This is a genomic window from uncultured Campylobacter sp. (assembly GCF_938045225.1).
Lineage (GTDB): Bacteria > Campylobacterota > Campylobacteria > Campylobacterales > Campylobacteraceae > Campylobacter_A.
Genome location: NZ_CALINL010000011.1, coordinates 16,448 through 30,698, shown reverse-complemented (window position 1 = coordinate 30,698; position 14,251 = coordinate 16,448). Strand labels below are relative to the sequence as shown.

At 44.0% G+C, this 14,251-nt stretch carries 27 protein-coding genes; all 27 read left to right on the top strand.

Annotated elements, in window-relative coordinates; translation table 11 throughout:
• Window positions 1–2: 2 nt before the first annotated feature.
• The 27 genes from rpsS to Q0200_RS00870 all read left to right on the top strand — a co-directional run bounded on the left by rpsS (window position 3) and on the right by Q0200_RS00870 (window position 14,215).
• A complete protein-coding gene (gene rpsS / locus Q0200_RS01000; RefSeq protein WP_002947116.1) occupies window positions 3–284 on the top strand; it encodes a 30S ribosomal protein S19 in 282 nt (93 codons plus the stop codon).
• A 9-nt stretch (window positions 285–293) separates the two neighbouring features.
• Window positions 294–626: a 50S ribosomal protein L22 gene (gene rplV / locus Q0200_RS00995; RefSeq protein ID WP_002947114.1), complete on the top strand. Its 333-nt coding sequence runs from the start codon at window positions 294–296 to the stop codon at window positions 624–626.
• Window position 627: 1 nt separating this feature from the next.
• Complete coding sequence (gene rpsC, locus Q0200_RS00990) at window positions 628–1,329, top strand: 30S ribosomal protein S3 (protein WP_009494829.1); 702 nt, start codon at window positions 628–630, stop codon at window positions 1,327–1,329.
• A 2-nt stretch (window positions 1,330–1,331) separates the two neighbouring features.
• On the top strand, window positions 1,332–1,757 hold the full coding sequence (gene rplP, locus Q0200_RS00985) for a 50S ribosomal protein L16 (protein ID WP_002947109.1): 426 nt from the start codon (window positions 1,332–1,334) through the stop codon (window positions 1,755–1,757).
• Window positions 1,744–1,929 (top strand): 50S ribosomal protein L29, encoded by a 186-nt coding sequence (rpmC, locus tag Q0200_RS00980; protein ID WP_002953667.1) that lies wholly within the window; start codon window positions 1,744–1,746, stop codon window positions 1,927–1,929. Before rplP ends, rpmC begins: the two co-directional genes overlap by 14 nt.
• A 10-nt stretch (window positions 1,930–1,939) precedes the next feature.
• A complete protein-coding gene (gene rpsQ, locus Q0200_RS00975) occupies window positions 1,940–2,191 on the top strand; it encodes a 30S ribosomal protein S17 (RefSeq protein WP_009494830.1) in 252 nt (83 codons plus the stop codon).
• Window positions 2,191–2,559: a 50S ribosomal protein L14 gene (rplN, locus tag Q0200_RS00970; protein ID WP_002947105.1), complete on the top strand. Its 369-nt coding sequence runs from the start codon at window positions 2,191–2,193 to the stop codon at window positions 2,557–2,559. Before rpsQ ends, rplN begins: the two co-directional genes overlap by 1 nt.
• Entirely contained in the window at window positions 2,559–2,795 is a 237-nt protein-coding gene (rplX, locus tag Q0200_RS00965) for a 50S ribosomal protein L24 (protein ID WP_002943173.1), read from the top strand. Before rplN ends, rplX begins: the two co-directional genes overlap by 1 nt.
• A 2-nt stretch (window positions 2,796–2,797) precedes the next feature.
• A complete protein-coding gene (gene rplE / locus Q0200_RS00960; RefSeq protein WP_002947103.1) occupies window positions 2,798–3,343 on the top strand; it encodes a 50S ribosomal protein L5 in 546 nt (181 codons plus the stop codon).
• Window position 3,344: 1 nt separating this feature from the next.
• Window positions 3,345–3,530, top strand: a complete 186-nt coding sequence (locus Q0200_RS00955; RefSeq protein WP_002941532.1) for a type Z 30S ribosomal protein S14 — start codon at window positions 3,345–3,347, stop codon at window positions 3,528–3,530.
• A gap of 9 nt (window positions 3,531–3,539) precedes the next feature.
• The gene (rpsH, locus tag Q0200_RS00950) at window positions 3,540–3,935 is read left to right on the top strand and encodes a 30S ribosomal protein S8 (protein ID WP_002943159.1); all 396 of its coding nucleotides are present in this window, start codon (window positions 3,540–3,542) and stop codon (window positions 3,933–3,935) included.
• 508 nt (window positions 3,936–4,443) lie between these two features.
• On the top strand, window positions 4,444–4,980 hold the full coding sequence (rplF, locus tag Q0200_RS00945) for a 50S ribosomal protein L6 (protein WP_002943347.1): 537 nt from the start codon (window positions 4,444–4,446) through the stop codon (window positions 4,978–4,980).
• 10 nt (window positions 4,981–4,990) lie between these two features.
• On the top strand, window positions 4,991–5,347 hold the full coding sequence (gene rplR, locus Q0200_RS00940; RefSeq protein ID WP_124851303.1) for a 50S ribosomal protein L18: 357 nt from the start codon (window positions 4,991–4,993) through the stop codon (window positions 5,345–5,347).
• Window positions 5,348–5,358: 11 nt separating this feature from the next.
• On the top strand, window positions 5,359–5,802 hold the full coding sequence (gene rpsE, locus Q0200_RS00935; RefSeq protein WP_002943402.1) for a 30S ribosomal protein S5: 444 nt from the start codon (window positions 5,359–5,361) through the stop codon (window positions 5,800–5,802).
• Window positions 5,803–5,811: 9 nt separating this feature from the next.
• Entirely contained in the window at window positions 5,812–6,213 is a 402-nt protein-coding gene (gene rplO, locus Q0200_RS00930; RefSeq protein WP_009494836.1) for a 50S ribosomal protein L15, read from the top strand.
• A complete protein-coding gene (secY, locus tag Q0200_RS00925; RefSeq protein WP_297936715.1) occupies window positions 6,213–7,475 on the top strand; it encodes a preprotein translocase subunit SecY in 1,263 nt (420 codons plus the stop codon). The genes rplO and secY overlap by 1 nt, the downstream gene beginning before the upstream one ends.
• Complete coding sequence (gene map, locus Q0200_RS00920) at window positions 7,475–8,233, top strand: type I methionyl aminopeptidase (protein ID WP_297936713.1); 759 nt, start codon at window positions 7,475–7,477, stop codon at window positions 8,231–8,233. The genes secY and map overlap by 1 nt, the downstream gene beginning before the upstream one ends.
• A 125-nt stretch (window positions 8,234–8,358) precedes the next feature.
• The gene (infA, locus tag Q0200_RS00915) at window positions 8,359–8,577 is read left to right on the top strand and encodes a translation initiation factor IF-1 (protein ID WP_002943098.1); all 219 of its coding nucleotides are present in this window, start codon (window positions 8,359–8,361) and stop codon (window positions 8,575–8,577) included.
• A gap of 156 nt (window positions 8,578–8,733) precedes the next feature.
• Window positions 8,734–8,847: a 50S ribosomal protein L36 gene (rpmJ, locus tag Q0200_RS00910; protein WP_297936710.1), complete on the top strand. Its 114-nt coding sequence runs from the start codon at window positions 8,734–8,736 to the stop codon at window positions 8,845–8,847.
• A 3-nt stretch (window positions 8,848–8,850) separates the two neighbouring features.
• Window positions 8,851–9,219, top strand: coding sequence for a 30S ribosomal protein S13 (gene rpsM, locus Q0200_RS00905; RefSeq protein WP_002943382.1), 369 nt, complete (start codon window positions 8,851–8,853; stop codon window positions 9,217–9,219).
• 9 nt (window positions 9,220–9,228) lie between these two features.
• Window positions 9,229–9,621 (top strand): 30S ribosomal protein S11, encoded by a 393-nt coding sequence (gene rpsK, locus Q0200_RS00900; RefSeq protein ID WP_002947090.1) that lies wholly within the window; start codon window positions 9,229–9,231, stop codon window positions 9,619–9,621.
• 22 nt (window positions 9,622–9,643) lie between these two features.
• A complete protein-coding gene (rpsD, locus tag Q0200_RS00895; RefSeq protein ID WP_297936706.1) occupies window positions 9,644–10,270 on the top strand; it encodes a 30S ribosomal protein S4 in 627 nt (208 codons plus the stop codon).
• Window positions 10,271–10,284: 14 nt separating this feature from the next.
• Window positions 10,285–11,298: a DNA-directed RNA polymerase subunit alpha gene (locus Q0200_RS00890; protein ID WP_297936704.1), complete on the top strand. Its 1,014-nt coding sequence runs from the start codon at window positions 10,285–10,287 to the stop codon at window positions 11,296–11,298.
• Window positions 11,299–11,309: 11 nt separating this feature from the next.
• Window positions 11,310–11,666: a 50S ribosomal protein L17 gene (rplQ, locus tag Q0200_RS00885; RefSeq protein ID WP_002943070.1), complete on the top strand. Its 357-nt coding sequence runs from the start codon at window positions 11,310–11,312 to the stop codon at window positions 11,664–11,666.
• Between the two features lie 465 nt (window positions 11,667–12,131).
• A complete protein-coding gene (locus tag Q0200_RS00880; protein WP_297936701.1) occupies window positions 12,132–12,401 on the top strand; it encodes a NifU family protein in 270 nt (89 codons plus the stop codon).
• Window positions 12,394–12,939, top strand: a complete 546-nt coding sequence (locus Q0200_RS00875; protein ID WP_297936699.1) for a histidine kinase — start codon at window positions 12,394–12,396, stop codon at window positions 12,937–12,939. The genes Q0200_RS00880 and Q0200_RS00875 overlap by 8 nt, the downstream gene beginning before the upstream one ends.
• Window positions 12,923–14,215 (top strand): UDP-N-acetylmuramoyl-L-alanyl-D-glutamate--2,6-diaminopimelate ligase, encoded by a 1,293-nt coding sequence (locus tag Q0200_RS00870; RefSeq protein WP_297936697.1) that lies wholly within the window; start codon window positions 12,923–12,925, stop codon window positions 14,213–14,215. Before Q0200_RS00875 ends, Q0200_RS00870 begins: the two co-directional genes overlap by 17 nt.
• Window positions 14,216–14,251 lie beyond the last annotated feature (36 nt).

The following is a 14,251-nucleotide window of genomic DNA, read 5'->3' as shown; positions in this document are numbered from 1 at the left end:
AGATGGCAAGATCACTCAAAAAAGGACCTTTTGTCGATGAGCATGTAATGAAAAAAGTCGTTGCCGCTAAAAAAGCTAACGACAACAAGCCGATAAAAACATGGTCTAGACGCAGCACGATAGTGCCTGAAATGATAGGCCTAACGTTTAACGTTCATAACGGCAAGAGCTTCATTCCAGTATACGTTACTGAAAACCACATCGGATATAAACTAGGCGAATTTGCTCCTACGCGCACATTTAAGGGTCACAAAGGCTCAGTGCAAAAGAAAATCGGTAAGTAAGGGGATAAGATGAGCAAATCAATTATTAAATTCGTAAGACTATCTCCGACCAAAGCCAGACTAATCGCAAGAGAAGTACAAGGCATGAACGCCGAATTTGCGCTAGCTAGCCTTAGCTTTATGCCAAACCGCGGCGCCAAATTTATCGCTACGGCTATCAGCTCAGCGGTAGCTAACGGCGGATTCGAGCCTGAAGAGGTTATCGTTACAAGCTGCCGCGTGGATGCGGGCCCAGTATTAAAAAGATTTAGACCGCGAGCGAGAGGAAGCGCAAGCAGAATCCGCAAACCGACTTCTCATATCTTAGTAGAAGTATCTAAACCTGAAAAGAAGGAAGCGTAATATGGGTCAGAAAGTAAATCCGATAGGTCTAAGACTAGGAATAAACCGCAACTGGGAGTCAAGATGGTTTCCTGCTAAAGGAACTTTGGCTGAAAATATCGGCGAAGACTACAAAATTCGCGCTTTCTTGAAAAAGAAACTTTACTACGCGGGCGTTTCTCAAATTTTGATCGAGAGAACCGCTAAGAAAATTCGCGTAACCGTCGTAGCAGCTCGCCCCGGTATTATTATCGGCAAAAAGGGCTCTGACGTAGAGAAGCTTAAAGAGGATATCCAAAAGCTAATCAACAAAGAAGTAAACGTAAATATCAAAGAAGAAAGAAAAGCTCAAGCTTCGGCTCAGCTAGCTGCGGAAAACGTAGCGATGCAGCTTGAAAAACGCGTTGCATTTAGACGCGCAATGAAAAAAGTTATCCAAGGCGCTCAAAAATCAGGCGCTAAAGGTATCAAAATTTCAGTTGCTGGACGTCTTGGTGGTGCGGAAATCGCTAGAACAGAGTGGTACTTAGAGGGTCGCGTTCCGCTTCACACTCTAAGAGCTAAGATCGATTACGGCGTTGCCGAAGCGCATACGACTTATGGAAACATAGGTATAAAAGTGTGGATATTTAAAGGCGAGGTTCTTCAAAAAGGCGTTCAACCTGAAAAGAACGAAGAAGAAAAAGCCGATAAAAAACCGCGCAGAGCAAGAAGAGGTAAATAATCATGTTGATGCCAAAACGAACTAAATTTCGCAAACAGATGAAAGGCAGAAACCGCGGTAAAGCTACTCGCGGCGCTGATCTTGCTATGGGCGAGATCGGAATAAAAGCCGTAGAAGCAGGCCGCGTAAATTCGCGCCAGATCGAAGCGGCTCGTGTGGCTCTAACCCGCCACGTAAAACGCCAAGCTAAAACTTGGATCAGAGTTTTCCCAGATAAGCCGCTAACCAAAAAACCTCTACAAACTCGTATGGGTAAAGGTAAAGCCGGAGTCGAAGAGTGGGTTATGAACATAAAACCAGGTCGTATAATAGTCGAAATGGCGGGCGTAGATGAGGAATTAGCGCGCGAAGCTCTAACTCTAGCCATCCACAAACTTCCGTTTAAGACTAAAATCGTAACGCGAGAGAGTGAAAATGAAATATACTGATATTAAAGACAAAAGCGTTGCAGAACTTAACGCGTTATTGAAAGAGAAAAAGGTGCTTTTATTTACTTTAAGACAAAAGCTAAAAACTATGCAGCTAAGCAACCCTAACGAGATTAGCGCCGTCCGCAAGGAAATAGCGCAAATCAACACTGCAATTAGCGCTTCAAAGTAAGGGGTGAGAAATGGCATTAAAAAGAGAAATTCAAGGTGTCGTTTTACAAAAGGCCGGCGATAAGACGGCTACGATTTTGGTTGAGAGACGCGTTATGCACCCAAGATACCACAAATTCGTAAAACGCTTTAAAAAATATATGATTCACGACGAAAAGAACGAAACAAAAGCGGGCGATACTGTTGTAGCTATCGAATGCAGACCGCTAAGCGCGAGAAAATCTTTCCGCTTAAAGACTATTTTAGCGACGGGGGTTGAGTAATGATACAATCTTTTACGAGGCTTACGGTTGCCGACAATAGTGGCGCGAAAGAGCTAATGTGTATTAAGGTTTTGGGCGGCAGCAAGAGAAGATACGCGACGCTTGGCGACGTTATCATCTGCTCGGTCAAAAAGGCGCTTCCAAACGGTAAGATCAAAAAGGGTCAAGTGGTAAAAGCAGTCGTCGTTAGAACCAAAAAAGAGGTTCAAAGAGATAACGGCTCTCTAATCCGCTTTGACGAAAACGCAGCCGTCATCCTAGATAACAAACGCGAGCCTATCGGTACTCGTATCTTTGGACCGGTCGGCCGTGAGGTTAGATACGCTAACTTTATGAAAATCGTTTCGCTTGCTCCGGAGGTGTTATAATGGCTAACGTTAAATTTAAAGTAAAAAAAGGCGATACCGTTAAGATCATCGCAGGCGACGACAAAGGTAAAACAGGTAAAATTTTATCCGTCCTAGCCAAAAAAGGACAAGTCATCGTCGAGGGCTGCAAGGTAGCTAAAAAAGCTATAAAACCTAGCGAGAAGACCCCAAACGGCGGCTTTATCAATAAAGAGATGCCTATTGATATCTCAAACGTTGCAAAAGTTGAGGGCTGAAAATGAATAGATTAAAAGCTAAATATAACGAGGTCGTAAAGCCTGCTTTGGCTAAAGAATTCGACATCAAAAATCCTATGCTAATCCCTGCGATCGAAAAGATCGTGATAAGCGTAGGCGCTGGCGAATCGGCTAAAGATCAAAAGCAACTTCAAAACATTGCCGATACTATTTCGCTAATCGCCGGACAAAAAGCCGTTGTTACCGACGCTAAAAAATCGGTTGCGGGCTTTAAAGTGCGCGAGGGATTTCCCGTCGGCGTAAAAGTAACGCTTAGAAAAGAGAATATGTTTGCGTTTTTAGACAAACTAATCTCTATCGCGCTACCGAGAGTTAAGGATTTTAGAGGCCTTCCAAAAGACGGTTTTGATGGACGCGGAAACTACAACTTCGGTCTTAACGAGCAGCTAATGTTCCCAGAGGTCGAGTACGATAAGATTTTACGCACTCACGGTATGAATATAGTTATAGTCACGACGACAAACAGCGACAAAGAGGCATTCAAATTGCTTGAGCTATTTGGTTTGCCGTTTGCGAAAGGAAAGTAATATGGCGAAAAAATCAATGATAGCAAAGGCTGCCAGAAAGCCTAAATTTGCGGTTCGCGGCTATACGAGATGCCAAATTTGCGGACGTCCGCATTCGGTTTATAAAGATTTTGGAATTTGCCGCGTATGCCTAAGAAAAATGGCTAACGAGGGACTAATCCCGGGTCTAAAAAAAGCAAGCTGGTAAGGAAGAGAAATGTTAAACGACTTAATTTCAGACGGACTAACTCGCATTAGAAACGCCGCAATGAGAAGACTTGAAACTACAAAGCTTCTTCATTCAAACGTCGTCGAGGCTACTTTATCTATCCTTGCGGCTAAAGGCTATATCGAGAGCTACAACGTCGTAGAAGAAGATAAAAAGAAATTTATAAACGTAGTTCTAAAATACGACGAGCACGGCAGAAGCGTGATTAACGAGCTTAAGCGCGTATCAAGCCCGGGTCGCCGCGTTTATAAGGGAAAAGACGAGATCAAGAGATTTAAAAACGGCTACGGAACGATCATCGTTAGCACCAGCAAGGGCGTTTTGAGTAACGAAGATGCTCACAAAGCTGGCGTAGGCGGCGAAATCCTCTGCTCTGTGTGGTAATTGTCTAAAACGCTACGGGGTAGCGTTTTAGATTACCTTAAAAAGAAGCTTGAAGCGGTGAGCTTGCTGGATTTACAGCGGAGCATCGTTTTTGAATCTTTAAAATGTAATCTAATTCGGTAGGCTTGTCGTATTTACGACGGGTAGCGTTTCGGATTGCTTTGAAATGAAATTTGACTCGGCAGGTTTTCGTAATTTATAAAATTTACTGGAAACTTTCGCCGTCAAATTTATAAAATTTAAAATCGGAAGTTTAAATTTAAAAAGCTTCCCGAATTTAGCTCGATATGCAAATTTATCCAAATTTGCTAAAGCTAAATTTAAAAACGACTATGTCAAATTTGACGGCAAATTTTAGGAAGTAGATCCAAAAAAACAAGTCAAATTTGACAAGAAAATTAAAGTGTTTGAAGCGGTTTTTATCGCTTCGATTCATTTCTATTTTTATGGTATTGCGGTATCCATTCGTAAAAGTAGACATACCCTAGACAAGTAAAAAAGGAAAAAAATGTCACGTATAGGAAAACAGCCGATAGCTATTCCAAGCGGAGTAGAAGTCAGCGTAGAAGGCAACGTCCTTAAATTTAAAAAAGGTGCTCATTTAAAAGAGCTTGACACAAAAGGGCACGTAGACGTTAAAGTCGAAGATGCTCACATAGTATTTTCTCCAAAGAGCGACGAGAGACAAGATAGAGCCTACTGGGGCACTTATAGAGCGCTTGCAAACAATATCGTCATCGGCATCACAAAAGGTTTTGTTCGCCAGCTTGAGATCAACGGCGTCGGTTACAAAGCTGCAGCTAAAGGCCAAGTACTTGAGCTTACTTTAGGATTTTCTCATCCGATAAATCACGAAGTGCCAAAAGGCGTTGAAATCAGCGTAGAGAAAAACATCATAACTATCAAAGGCGACGATAAGCAAGTGGTCGGCCAGATCGCAGCTCAAGTCAGGGCGTACAGACCGCCTGAACCGTATAAGGGCAAAGGCGTTAAATACGTAGAAGAGCGCATCATCCGCAAAGCCGGTAAGACATCTAAGAAGTAAGGGATAGATAATGACAGCAAATGTATTAAAAAGAAAACTCGCTCTTAGAATCAAGAGAAAAAGAAGAATCAGAGCCAAAATTTCCGGCACTGCGGTATTGCCTAGAATTTCTATCTTCAAATCAAACAGAACTCTTTACGTTCAAGCTATCGACGACGTAGCAGCCGTAACTCTAGCGGCAGCCGACGGCAGAAAGCTAGGCGTAAAAGCAAACAAAGAAGGCGCCGTAACTTTGGCTAAAGAATTTGCAAAAACTCTAAAAGCTAAAAAAATAGAAACGGCATTATTCGACAGAAACGGCTATTTGTATCACGGAGTTGTAGCGGCTTTTGCAGACGCATTACGTGAAAACGGTATCAAACTATAAGGAAAATCGCTATGGAAAAATATAACAGAGAAGAATTCGAAGAAGTAATGGTTGATATCGGCCGCGTTACAAAGGTCGTAAAAGGCGGTCGTAGATTTAGATTTACGGCTCTTGTCGTAGTAGGAAACAGAAACGGCCTAGTAGGCTTTGGCTTCGGTAAAGCAAAAGAGGTGCCGGACGCTATGAGAAAAGCAGTAGACGACGCGTTTAAAAACATCATCGAGGTAAAAAGAAAAGGCTCGACTATACCTCACGACGTAGAGGTTAAATTTAACGCTAGCCGCGTTTTACTTCGCCCTGCTAGCGAAGGTACGGGCGTGATCGCGGGCGGTAGTGCTCGTCCTATTCTAGAGCTTGCGGGCATCAAGGACATCCTAACAAAATCGCTTGGCTCAAACAACTCGGCAAACGTCGTTCGCGCTACTTTAAAAGCGCTAAGTATGCTTAAAGGCTAAGGAGAAGATATGGGACTAGAAAATTTAAAACCTGCCGAGGGCTCGACTAGACAAATCAAAAGACTAGGTCGCGGTCAAGGTAGCGGTCAAGGTAAAACCGCGGGCAAAGGACACAAAGGTCAAAGAGCTAGAAAAGGCTACAATGAAAAAAGAGGCTTCGAGGGCGGTCAGCAACCGCTTCAAAGACGCCTTCCGAAAGTGGGCTTTACATCTAAATTTGAAAAACCTTACGTAATCAACGTAGAAAAAATCGTTGCGGTAAAAGAGCTAAGCGAGATCACTATCGCTACTATCGCTACCGTACACAAAATTTCAAGCAGCGTCAAGAAAATCAAATTGATCGGAGTGAGCGCGAAAGATTTGGCTTCGAAAATCAAAGACGAGAACGTAACCGTTAGCGGACGTGCGTAATGAATAAGACATTGACCAACAAGATTTTAATCACGTTGGCATTTTTATTTGCTTACAGGATACTGGCATACGTGCCGGTTCCTGGCGTAAACGTCAATGTTATTAAAGAGTTTTTCGATTCGAATTCCTCAAATGCGCTTGGACTATTTAATATGTTCAGCGGTAAGGCCGCAGAGCGCCTCAGCATCATCTCTCTAGGCATTATGCCATACATCACGGCATCTATCATCATGGAGCTTTTAGCGGCTACTTTCCCAAATTTGGGCAAGATGAAAAAAGACCGCGACGGCATGCAAAAATATATGCAGATTATCCGTTATGCCACTATCGGTATCACGCTTGTTCAAGCAGTGGGTGTTAGTATGGGGCTTCAGAGTCTTCATGGTAGAGGCGGAGAGGACGCAATAATGATAGATATGAATTTATTTATCGCGATTGCGGCAGCTTCGATGCTAACAGGAACTATGCTTTTGATGTGGATAGGCGAGCAGATCACTCAGCGAGGTATCGGCAACGGCATCAGCCTTATTATCTTCGCTGGTATCGTTAGCGGCATACCTTCAGCCATCGGCGGAACGGTAAATTTGGTAAATACGGGCGAGATGAACTTCCTCGTGGTTATCGGAATTTTGCTTGTTATCTTGGTCACGGTAGGCATAGTTATCTATGTCGAGATGGGCGAGAGGCGCGTACCGGTGAGCTATTCGCGTAAGGTAGTGATGGAAAATCAAAACAAACGCATCATGAACTATATACCTATTAAGGTAAATTTAAGCGGCGTTATTCCCCCGATTTTCGCCAGTGCGATTTTGATGTTCCCAAGCACCATTTTGCAGGCCAGCACAAATCCTTACATCCAAGCTATTCACGATTTTTTAAATCCAAATAGCTATTTTTTCAACTTTTTAACGTTCTTGCTGGTCGTATTTTTTGCATATTTTTATGCTTCGATCGCGTTTAACGCAAAAGATATCAGCGAAAATTTAAAAAGACAGGGCGGATTTATCCCGGGCATTAGACCGGGCGAGGGCACGGCCGGGTATCTAAACGAGGTCGCATCTAGACTAACTTTTAGCGGAGCGATCTACCTAGGACTCATCTCGACGCTTCCTTGGGTGCTCGTTAAATTTATGGGCGTTCCGTTTTATTTCGGCGGCACGTCGGTACTGATCGTGGTTTCTGTCGCGCTTGATACGATGCGAAGGATAGAAGCTCAAATTTATATGAACAAATATCAAACTCTAAGTGCGGTAGGCTTGTAATGGCTATAACCATCATGCAGCCAAACGACATAGAGAAGATGCGAGCGGCGAATAAAATCGTCGCTCAAACCCTCGACTACGTAGAAAGCGTGATCAAGCCCGGCATCTCACTGCTCGAAATAGATAAAATTTGCGAGGATATGATAAGGTCCGCAGGCGCAAAGCCGGCGTTTAAGGGGCTTTACGGCTTTCCAAACGCAGCTTGCATCAGTGTAAACGAAGTAGTCATCCACGGAATCCCGAACGAATACAAACTACAAGAAGGCGACATCGTAAGCGTCGATATCGGCTCAAATTTGAACGGATATTTCGGCGACTCGGCTAGAACTTGGGGCGTGGGTCAAATTTCGCGCGAAGACGAAAAGCTGATCGCTTGCGCCAAAGACGCGCTATATTTTGCGATAGATACCGTAAAAGCGGGAATGCACTTTAAAGAGCTTAGTTTTGAAATCGAGAAATTTATAAGAGCTCGCGGATTCGTTCCGTTAACGGGATTTTGCGGTCACGGCATCGGTAGACGCCCACATGAAGATCCGCAAATTTTAAATTATTTAGAGGGCGGCAGCCCAAAATCGGGACCAAAAATCAAAAACGGAATGGTATTTTGCGTAGAGCCGATGATCTGCCAAAAAGACGGCACTCCCGTGATCGGTCACGACAAATGGAAAGTAACTAGCAAAGACGGGTTAAGAACCAGTCACTACGAGCACTGTATGGCGGTCGTGAACGGACGTGCGGAGATCTTAAGCCTAGCGTAAAATTCTAAAATTTACAAATCGTTTGCGCGACTTGTAAATTTTAAAATTTTAATTTGTGGTGAGTTAAAATTTTAATTTCGAACTTCCGTCGAACGGCGAAAGTAAATTTAACAAAAAGGAGTTAAGTGGCAAAAGACGACGTCATAGAGATTGACGGCAACGTCATCGAGGCGCTGCCAAACGCGACGTTTAAGGTCGAGCTCGACAACAAACACGTGATTTTGTGTCATATTGCGGGCAAGATGAGGATGCATTATATAAAAATAATGCCTGGAGACCGCGTAAAGGTGGAACTAACACCTTACAGTCTGGATAAGGGCAGGATAATTTACCGACATAAGTAAGTTAAAAGCTAAATTTGGCTATACTCAGCCCTTTGCGACAAATTGCTGTATGAAGAATTGTTTTCAAAGCCCACCACTTGTTTTGAAAATAGTTGGTTTAAAATTTCGTTAAACCTGATGCAGCCTAAAAGTGGAATAAATTTTTAGGAGACTAGAATGAAAGTTCGTCCTTCTGTAAAGAAGATGTGTGACAAGTGCAAAATTGTCAAGCGCCAAGGCATAGTTCGCATAATCTGCGAAAATCCAAAACATAAACAAAGACAAGGATAAAGCATGGCACGTATCGCAGGTGTGGATTTACCAAAGAAAAAGAGAATCGAATACGGTTTGACCTATATTTACGGTATCGGTCTTCACAAATCTCGTCAAATTTTGGATGCTACTAAAATTTCTTACGATAAAAGAGTAAACGACCTAACCGAAGACGAAGCTGCGGCTATCCGCAAAGAGATCCAAGAGAACCACGTGGTGGAAGGCGACCTTAGAAAAAGCGTCGCTATGGACATCAAGGCTCTTATGGACCTAGGAAGCTACCGCGGTCTAAGACACAGAAAAGGTCTTCCGGTGCGCGGTCAAAAGACTAAAACAAACGCTAGAACTAGAAAAGGCAAGCGCAAAACAGTCGGCGCTGCGACGAAATAAGGATAAGCGATGGCAAAAAGAAAAGTAGTTAAAAAGAAAATTGTAAGAAAAAGTATTGCTAAAGGTATCGTTTATATAAGCGCGACTTTTAACAACACTATGGTAACGGTTACCGATGAGATGGGAAATGCTATCGCTTGGAGCAGTGCTGGCGGACTAGGCTTTAAAGGAAGTAAAAAATCAACTCCTTATGCGGCTCAACAAGCAGTAGAAGACGCTCTAACTAAAGCAAAAGAGCACGGTATAAAAGAAGTAGGTATCAAAGTACAAGGTCCTGGCAGCGGCAGAGAGACCGCAGTCAAGAGCGTAGGTGCGGTAGAGGGTATAAAAGTAACGTTTTTAAAAGATATAACTCCGCTTCCGCATAATGGTTGCAGACCGCCAAAACGCCGCCGCGTATAATTAGAAATTTAGGAGAATTATTATGGCTAGATATAGAGGACCCGTTGAAAAATTAGAAAGAAGACTCGGCGTTAGTTTGGCGCTAAAGGGCGAGCGTCGCTTGGCAGGTAAGAGCGCGCTTGACAAAAGACCTTACGCTCCGGGACAACACGGACAAAGAAGAAGCAAGATAAGCGAATACGGCTTACAGCTTCGCGAAAAACAAAAAGCTAAATTTATGTACGGCATTAGCGAGAAGCAATTCCGCCGCTTATTCCAAGAGGCTGCTCGCCGCGAAGGAAATACCGGTGCGCTTTTGGTGCAGCTTTTGGAGCAAAGACTAGATAACGTAGTTTACAGAATGGGCTTTGCGACGACTCGCCGCTTCGCTCGTCAGCTAGTTACTCACGGACATATTTTAGTAAACGGCAAGAGAGTAGATATTCCTTCTTACAGAGTCCAAGCGGGCGCTAAGATAGAGGTTGTCGAAAAATCTAAAAACAATCCGCAAATTGTTCGCGCGATCGATCTTACGGCACAAACCGGCATAGTAGCTTGGGTTGACGTAGAAAAAGATAAAAAATTCGGAATTTTCACAAGAACTCCGGAAAGGGAAGAAGTCGTCATTCCTGTCGAGGAAAGATTCATAGTAGAGCTTTATTCGAAATAATAAGGGGTATAACGATGAGAAAAATTACCACATCAGCTTATATGCCTACCGAAATTTCAGTAGAGAGTATAAGCGAGAATGTCGCCAGAATAACCGCGTATCCGTTTGAGACGGGCTATGCTGTTACTTTGGCTCATCCGCTAAGACGACTTTTATATAGTAGTACGGTTGGATTTGCGGCTACGGGCGTCAAGATAGAGGGCGTATCTCATGAATTTGATTCGATGAGAGGCATGCTTGAGGACGTAGCGCAGTTTATTATAAATTTAAAAAATATCCGCTTTAAACTAAAAAATGAGTCTGAGCGCGAAGTGGTCGAGTATTCGTTTAAGGGTCCAAAAGAGATAAAAGCCGGCGATCTAAAAAGCGATGTCGTAGATATCGTAAATCAGGATGCTTATCTTGCTACCATAAACGAGGACGCAGAGCTTAAATTTTCGGTAATCATCCAAAAAGGTATCGGATACGTCCCAAGCGAAGAGATAAGAGATAACACCGAAGAGGGTTATATAGCCCTTGACGCGTTCTTTACGCCTGTTAAAAAAGCCGTTTACGAGCTAGTAAATGTCCTTGTTGAGGATAATCCTGACTATGAGAAGATTATTTTCACGATTACGACGGACGGACAAGTGGGCGCGATCGAGGCGTTTAAACATGCTATCGAGGCTATGTATCAACAGATGTCGGTGTTTAAAGGCGTTTTAAATATCGACGTTTCGGCAGGTCTAAATGCTCAAGTTTCCGGCAGCGAGCATGCAAAGTTGCTTCAAAGCATAGAAGAGTTAAATTTGAGCGCTAGAAGCTCCAACTGCCTTGATAAAGCCGAGATTAGATTTATCGGCGAGCTTGCTTTGATGGATGAAAACGAGTTAAAAGAGCTTAAAAATTTAGGTAAAAAATCTCTCGACGAGATCAAAGCCGTTATGCAAGAGATCGGATATCCGGTCGGCGGCGACCTAGGCGGCGGCAAAGAGCACCTCAAGAAAAAAATCGCCGACCTAAAATCACAAATGAGTGTAAAAGAGTAAAAGGAACATAAATGAGACACGGTCACGGATACAGAAAACTAGGCAGGACGTCGGCTCACCGCTCGGCTCTACTTAAAAACTTAGCTATCGCTATCATCAAAAGCGAAAAGATAGAGACAACTTTGCCTAAGGCAAAAGAGCTGAGAAGCTATATCGAAAAGCTAATCACTAGAGCAAGAAAAGGCGACAGCAACGCTCACAGAGCAGTTTTTGCCAGCTTGCAGGATAAAGAAACTACTAACAAGTTGGTAACTGAGCTTGCTCCAAAATTTGTAGGTAAAAACGGTGGATATACGCGTATTGTTAAGACTCGCGTTCGCCGAGGCGATGCCGCTGAGATGGCTTATATCGAGCTAATCAAAGAATAATTTTTTAGAGAGCTTCGGCTCTCTTTTTATTTGTTAAATTTACTCATCCCAGTTACCCAAAAATTTTTTTCTTTTTAATTAAATTTATTTGCTTGCCTATTATTGATGGTTTCGCATACATACTAAAATATTGAAATTCACATCAAGTTTAAAAAAATATATAGAGTTATAATCTCTGTCGTAGTTTTACTTACAAATTTGCTTTTAAAAGATTTGCTTGCAGTATGCCAAATCCAAAATATCTTAAAGGTTTTGTATATATGACTGCGCTTGTATGACTTTTACTTATTATGCTTTTTTGTACTTAAACGGCCGCTGTGCTTTTTTAAATTTGTTTTTATATCAGCACTCAATGGTCTTAATATCAAAATTTAATCAAGTTAAAAATAACCGCAAAAACGCCAAACTCATTGCGTATTTAAAATTTTATCTGCTATAATATCTCAAAAATTTAAAAGGTTAAAAATGATCCCATTTACCGACGAAGAGCTTCTAAAGCCCGTAAAAGCCAGCCTGCAAAAGGTTTTGCCTATGCTTGAAAATGACGGCGGAGGCATGGAGCTGCTAGGTATCAAAAACGGCAAAATTTACGTCCGCCTCACCGGCCACTGCCACGGCTGCGCAGCTAGCACTACTACGCTAAAATACGGCATCGAGCGCCAGTTACGCACGGATATCCACCCCGAACTTAGCGTCGTAAATATCCCTATCGGCGAGGAAGTTAAATTTGATTGATCATAAAAAGGCGGGACTAAAAGCATTTAACAAGGGCGATTATGACGCCGCTGCGAGCTATTTTTCGCTCGCCTACGACAAAAAACCGGACAAAAAACTACTTTTTCTCATTATGCTTTGCTCGCTTGCTAAGACTCGCCGCGACGAGGCTATGACGCTATTTGAGATATTTAAGCTAAAAGATAAGCTCGGTATGAGCCCAGACGAGCTAGAGGAAATTTTAGGCGCGCTCGAGGCAAAATTTAGCGACGATGAGAGCCTTGAGGAGCAAAATGCCATCAGCTATGCGGATTTTATGGATGCGGTTAGGCGCGGCGGATTTAAAAGCACCTTTGAGGACATCATGTTTTCCACGCGCGTGATGATCGACAACCGCGACGATTTTCTCGAGTTTTTGCAAAATCTTATCAAAAACGGCTTCATCGAAATGGGGCTAAACTACATCGAGACCGCAGCCGTAATGTTTGCCGGCGACGAGCGACTAAGCGCCCTGGCTCGCGAAATCAACGAAAAGGCCGAAAGTGAAAATTTACGTTAAAGAAGGCTTCGTCACCGACAACTCGAACGAATGCGAAGCGGGTTGCTGTTTCGTAAAAACGGCGACGAACGCCAAATTTGAAGCTGCCGCCGAAGCAAAGGGCGCAAAAATCATAAATTTGACCGAGTGCAAGCAGATGCTAGGTATCGACGAGAACATCAAAATTATCGGCATCACGGGCACGAACGGCAAGACCACGACCGCGGCGGTTATCTACGCCACGCTGCTAAATTTAGGCTACAAATGCGGCCTGTGTGGCACTCGCGGCGCCTTTATAAACGGCGAACGCATAGACGACAAGGCGCTAACGACGAGCGAAATTTTACGCACGCTTAGCTACCTAAAAGCCGCTAGCGAGCGCGGCTGCGAGTACTTCGTGATGGAGGCTAGCTCGCACGCCATCGCGCAAAAGCGCATCGAGAGCCTATCGTTTGCGATGAAAATTTTTACGAATTTGACCCAGGACCACCTCGACTACCACGGCACGTTTGAAGAGTACGCGCGCGTAAAGAGCGAGTTTTTCGCAGACGACGCGCCAAAGCTCATAAACATAGACGACCGCGGCGGGATCAAATTTAACCCAGCAAATGCCCTAACATATGCGCTCCACGCTGACGCGGACTTTGCGCCTGGAGAGTATTCGCTAGAAGGCGGCATACACGGGACGCTAAAGACCCCGCGCGGGCAAATAGCGCTAAGCTCAGATTTGCACGGCGAATTTAACCTCTATAACATTATCGCAGCCGTCTCTTGCGTCGCGACGTTGACGGATCGGCCGCTAGATGAGATCGCGCGCGCCGCGGCAGGGTTTGACGGCGTCGAGGGGCGCATGGAGGTCGTGAGCCGTGAGCCACTCGTGATCGTGGACTTTGCGCACACTCCAGACGGCATCGAAAAGGTGCTAAACGCGCTTCGCCATCGCAAAATCGTTGCGGTTTTTGGCGCCGGAGGCGATAGAGACCGCACCAAACGCCCTAAAATGGGCGCAATAGCGCAAAAATACGCGCACAGGCTCGTCGTCACCAGCGACAACCCCCGCAGCGAAGAGCCAGAAAGTATCATCGCCGAGATATGCGGCGGCCTAGAGATGAACGAGTGCGTAAAATGTATTGCAAACCGCAAAGAGGCGATAAAATACGCGCTTGAAAGCCTCGCACGGGATGAAATTTTGGTGATTTTAGGCAAGGGCGACGAAACCTATCAAGAGATCAAGGGCGTAAAATATCCGTTTAGCGACAAAGAGGTCGTGCGCGAACTTTTGAACGAACGCGCCTAAATTTACGAACGAAACGGCGACGAAATAAGGGTAAAT

Excerpts from the sequence above, each read along its gene's own strand:
- rpsS (WP_002947116.1), top strand. The coding sequence starts at position 3 with ATGGCAAGATCACTCAAAAAAGGACCTTTTGTCGATGAGCATGTAATG.
- rplV (WP_002947114.1), top strand. The coding sequence starts at position 294 with ATGAGCAAATCAATTATTAAATTCGTAAGACTATCTCCGACCAAAGCC.
- rpsC (WP_009494829.1), top strand. The coding sequence starts at position 628 with ATGGGTCAGAAAGTAAATCCGATAGGTCTAAGACTAGGAATAAACCGC.
- rplP (WP_002947109.1), top strand. The coding sequence starts at position 1,332 with ATGTTGATGCCAAAACGAACTAAATTTCGCAAACAGATGAAAGGCAGA.
- rpmC (WP_002953667.1), top strand. The coding sequence starts at position 1,744 with ATGAAATATACTGATATTAAAGACAAAAGCGTTGCAGAACTTAACGCG.
- rpsQ (WP_009494830.1), top strand. The coding sequence starts at position 1,940 with ATGGCATTAAAAAGAGAAATTCAAGGTGTCGTTTTACAAAAGGCCGGC.
- rplN (WP_002947105.1), top strand. The coding sequence starts at position 2,191 with ATGATACAATCTTTTACGAGGCTTACGGTTGCCGACAATAGTGGCGCG.
- rplX (WP_002943173.1), top strand. The coding sequence starts at position 2,559 with ATGGCTAACGTTAAATTTAAAGTAAAAAAAGGCGATACCGTTAAGATC.
- rplE (WP_002947103.1), top strand. The coding sequence starts at position 2,798 with ATGAATAGATTAAAAGCTAAATATAACGAGGTCGTAAAGCCTGCTTTG.
- Q0200_RS00955 (WP_002941532.1), top strand. The coding sequence starts at position 3,345 with ATGGCGAAAAAATCAATGATAGCAAAGGCTGCCAGAAAGCCTAAATTT.
- rpsH (WP_002943159.1), top strand. The coding sequence starts at position 3,540 with ATGTTAAACGACTTAATTTCAGACGGACTAACTCGCATTAGAAACGCC.
- rplF (WP_002943347.1), top strand. The coding sequence starts at position 4,444 with ATGTCACGTATAGGAAAACAGCCGATAGCTATTCCAAGCGGAGTAGAA.
- rplR (WP_124851303.1), top strand. The coding sequence starts at position 4,991 with ATGACAGCAAATGTATTAAAAAGAAAACTCGCTCTTAGAATCAAGAGA.
- rpsE (WP_002943402.1), top strand. The coding sequence starts at position 5,359 with ATGGAAAAATATAACAGAGAAGAATTCGAAGAAGTAATGGTTGATATC.
- rplO (WP_009494836.1), top strand. The coding sequence starts at position 5,812 with ATGGGACTAGAAAATTTAAAACCTGCCGAGGGCTCGACTAGACAAATC.
- secY (WP_297936715.1), top strand. The coding sequence starts at position 6,213 with ATGAATAAGACATTGACCAACAAGATTTTAATCACGTTGGCATTTTTA.
- map (WP_297936713.1), top strand. The coding sequence starts at position 7,475 with ATGGCTATAACCATCATGCAGCCAAACGACATAGAGAAGATGCGAGCG.
- rpmJ (WP_297936710.1), top strand. The coding sequence starts at position 8,734 with ATGAAAGTTCGTCCTTCTGTAAAGAAGATGTGTGACAAGTGCAAAATT.
- rpsM (WP_002943382.1), top strand. The coding sequence starts at position 8,851 with ATGGCACGTATCGCAGGTGTGGATTTACCAAAGAAAAAGAGAATCGAA.
- rpsK (WP_002947090.1), top strand. The coding sequence starts at position 9,229 with ATGGCAAAAAGAAAAGTAGTTAAAAAGAAAATTGTAAGAAAAAGTATT.
- rpsD (WP_297936706.1), top strand. The coding sequence starts at position 9,644 with ATGGCTAGATATAGAGGACCCGTTGAAAAATTAGAAAGAAGACTCGGC.
- Q0200_RS00890 (WP_297936704.1), top strand. The coding sequence starts at position 10,285 with ATGAGAAAAATTACCACATCAGCTTATATGCCTACCGAAATTTCAGTA.
- rplQ (WP_002943070.1), top strand. The coding sequence starts at position 11,310 with ATGAGACACGGTCACGGATACAGAAAACTAGGCAGGACGTCGGCTCAC.
- Q0200_RS00880 (WP_297936701.1), top strand. The coding sequence starts at position 12,132 with ATGATCCCATTTACCGACGAAGAGCTTCTAAAGCCCGTAAAAGCCAGC.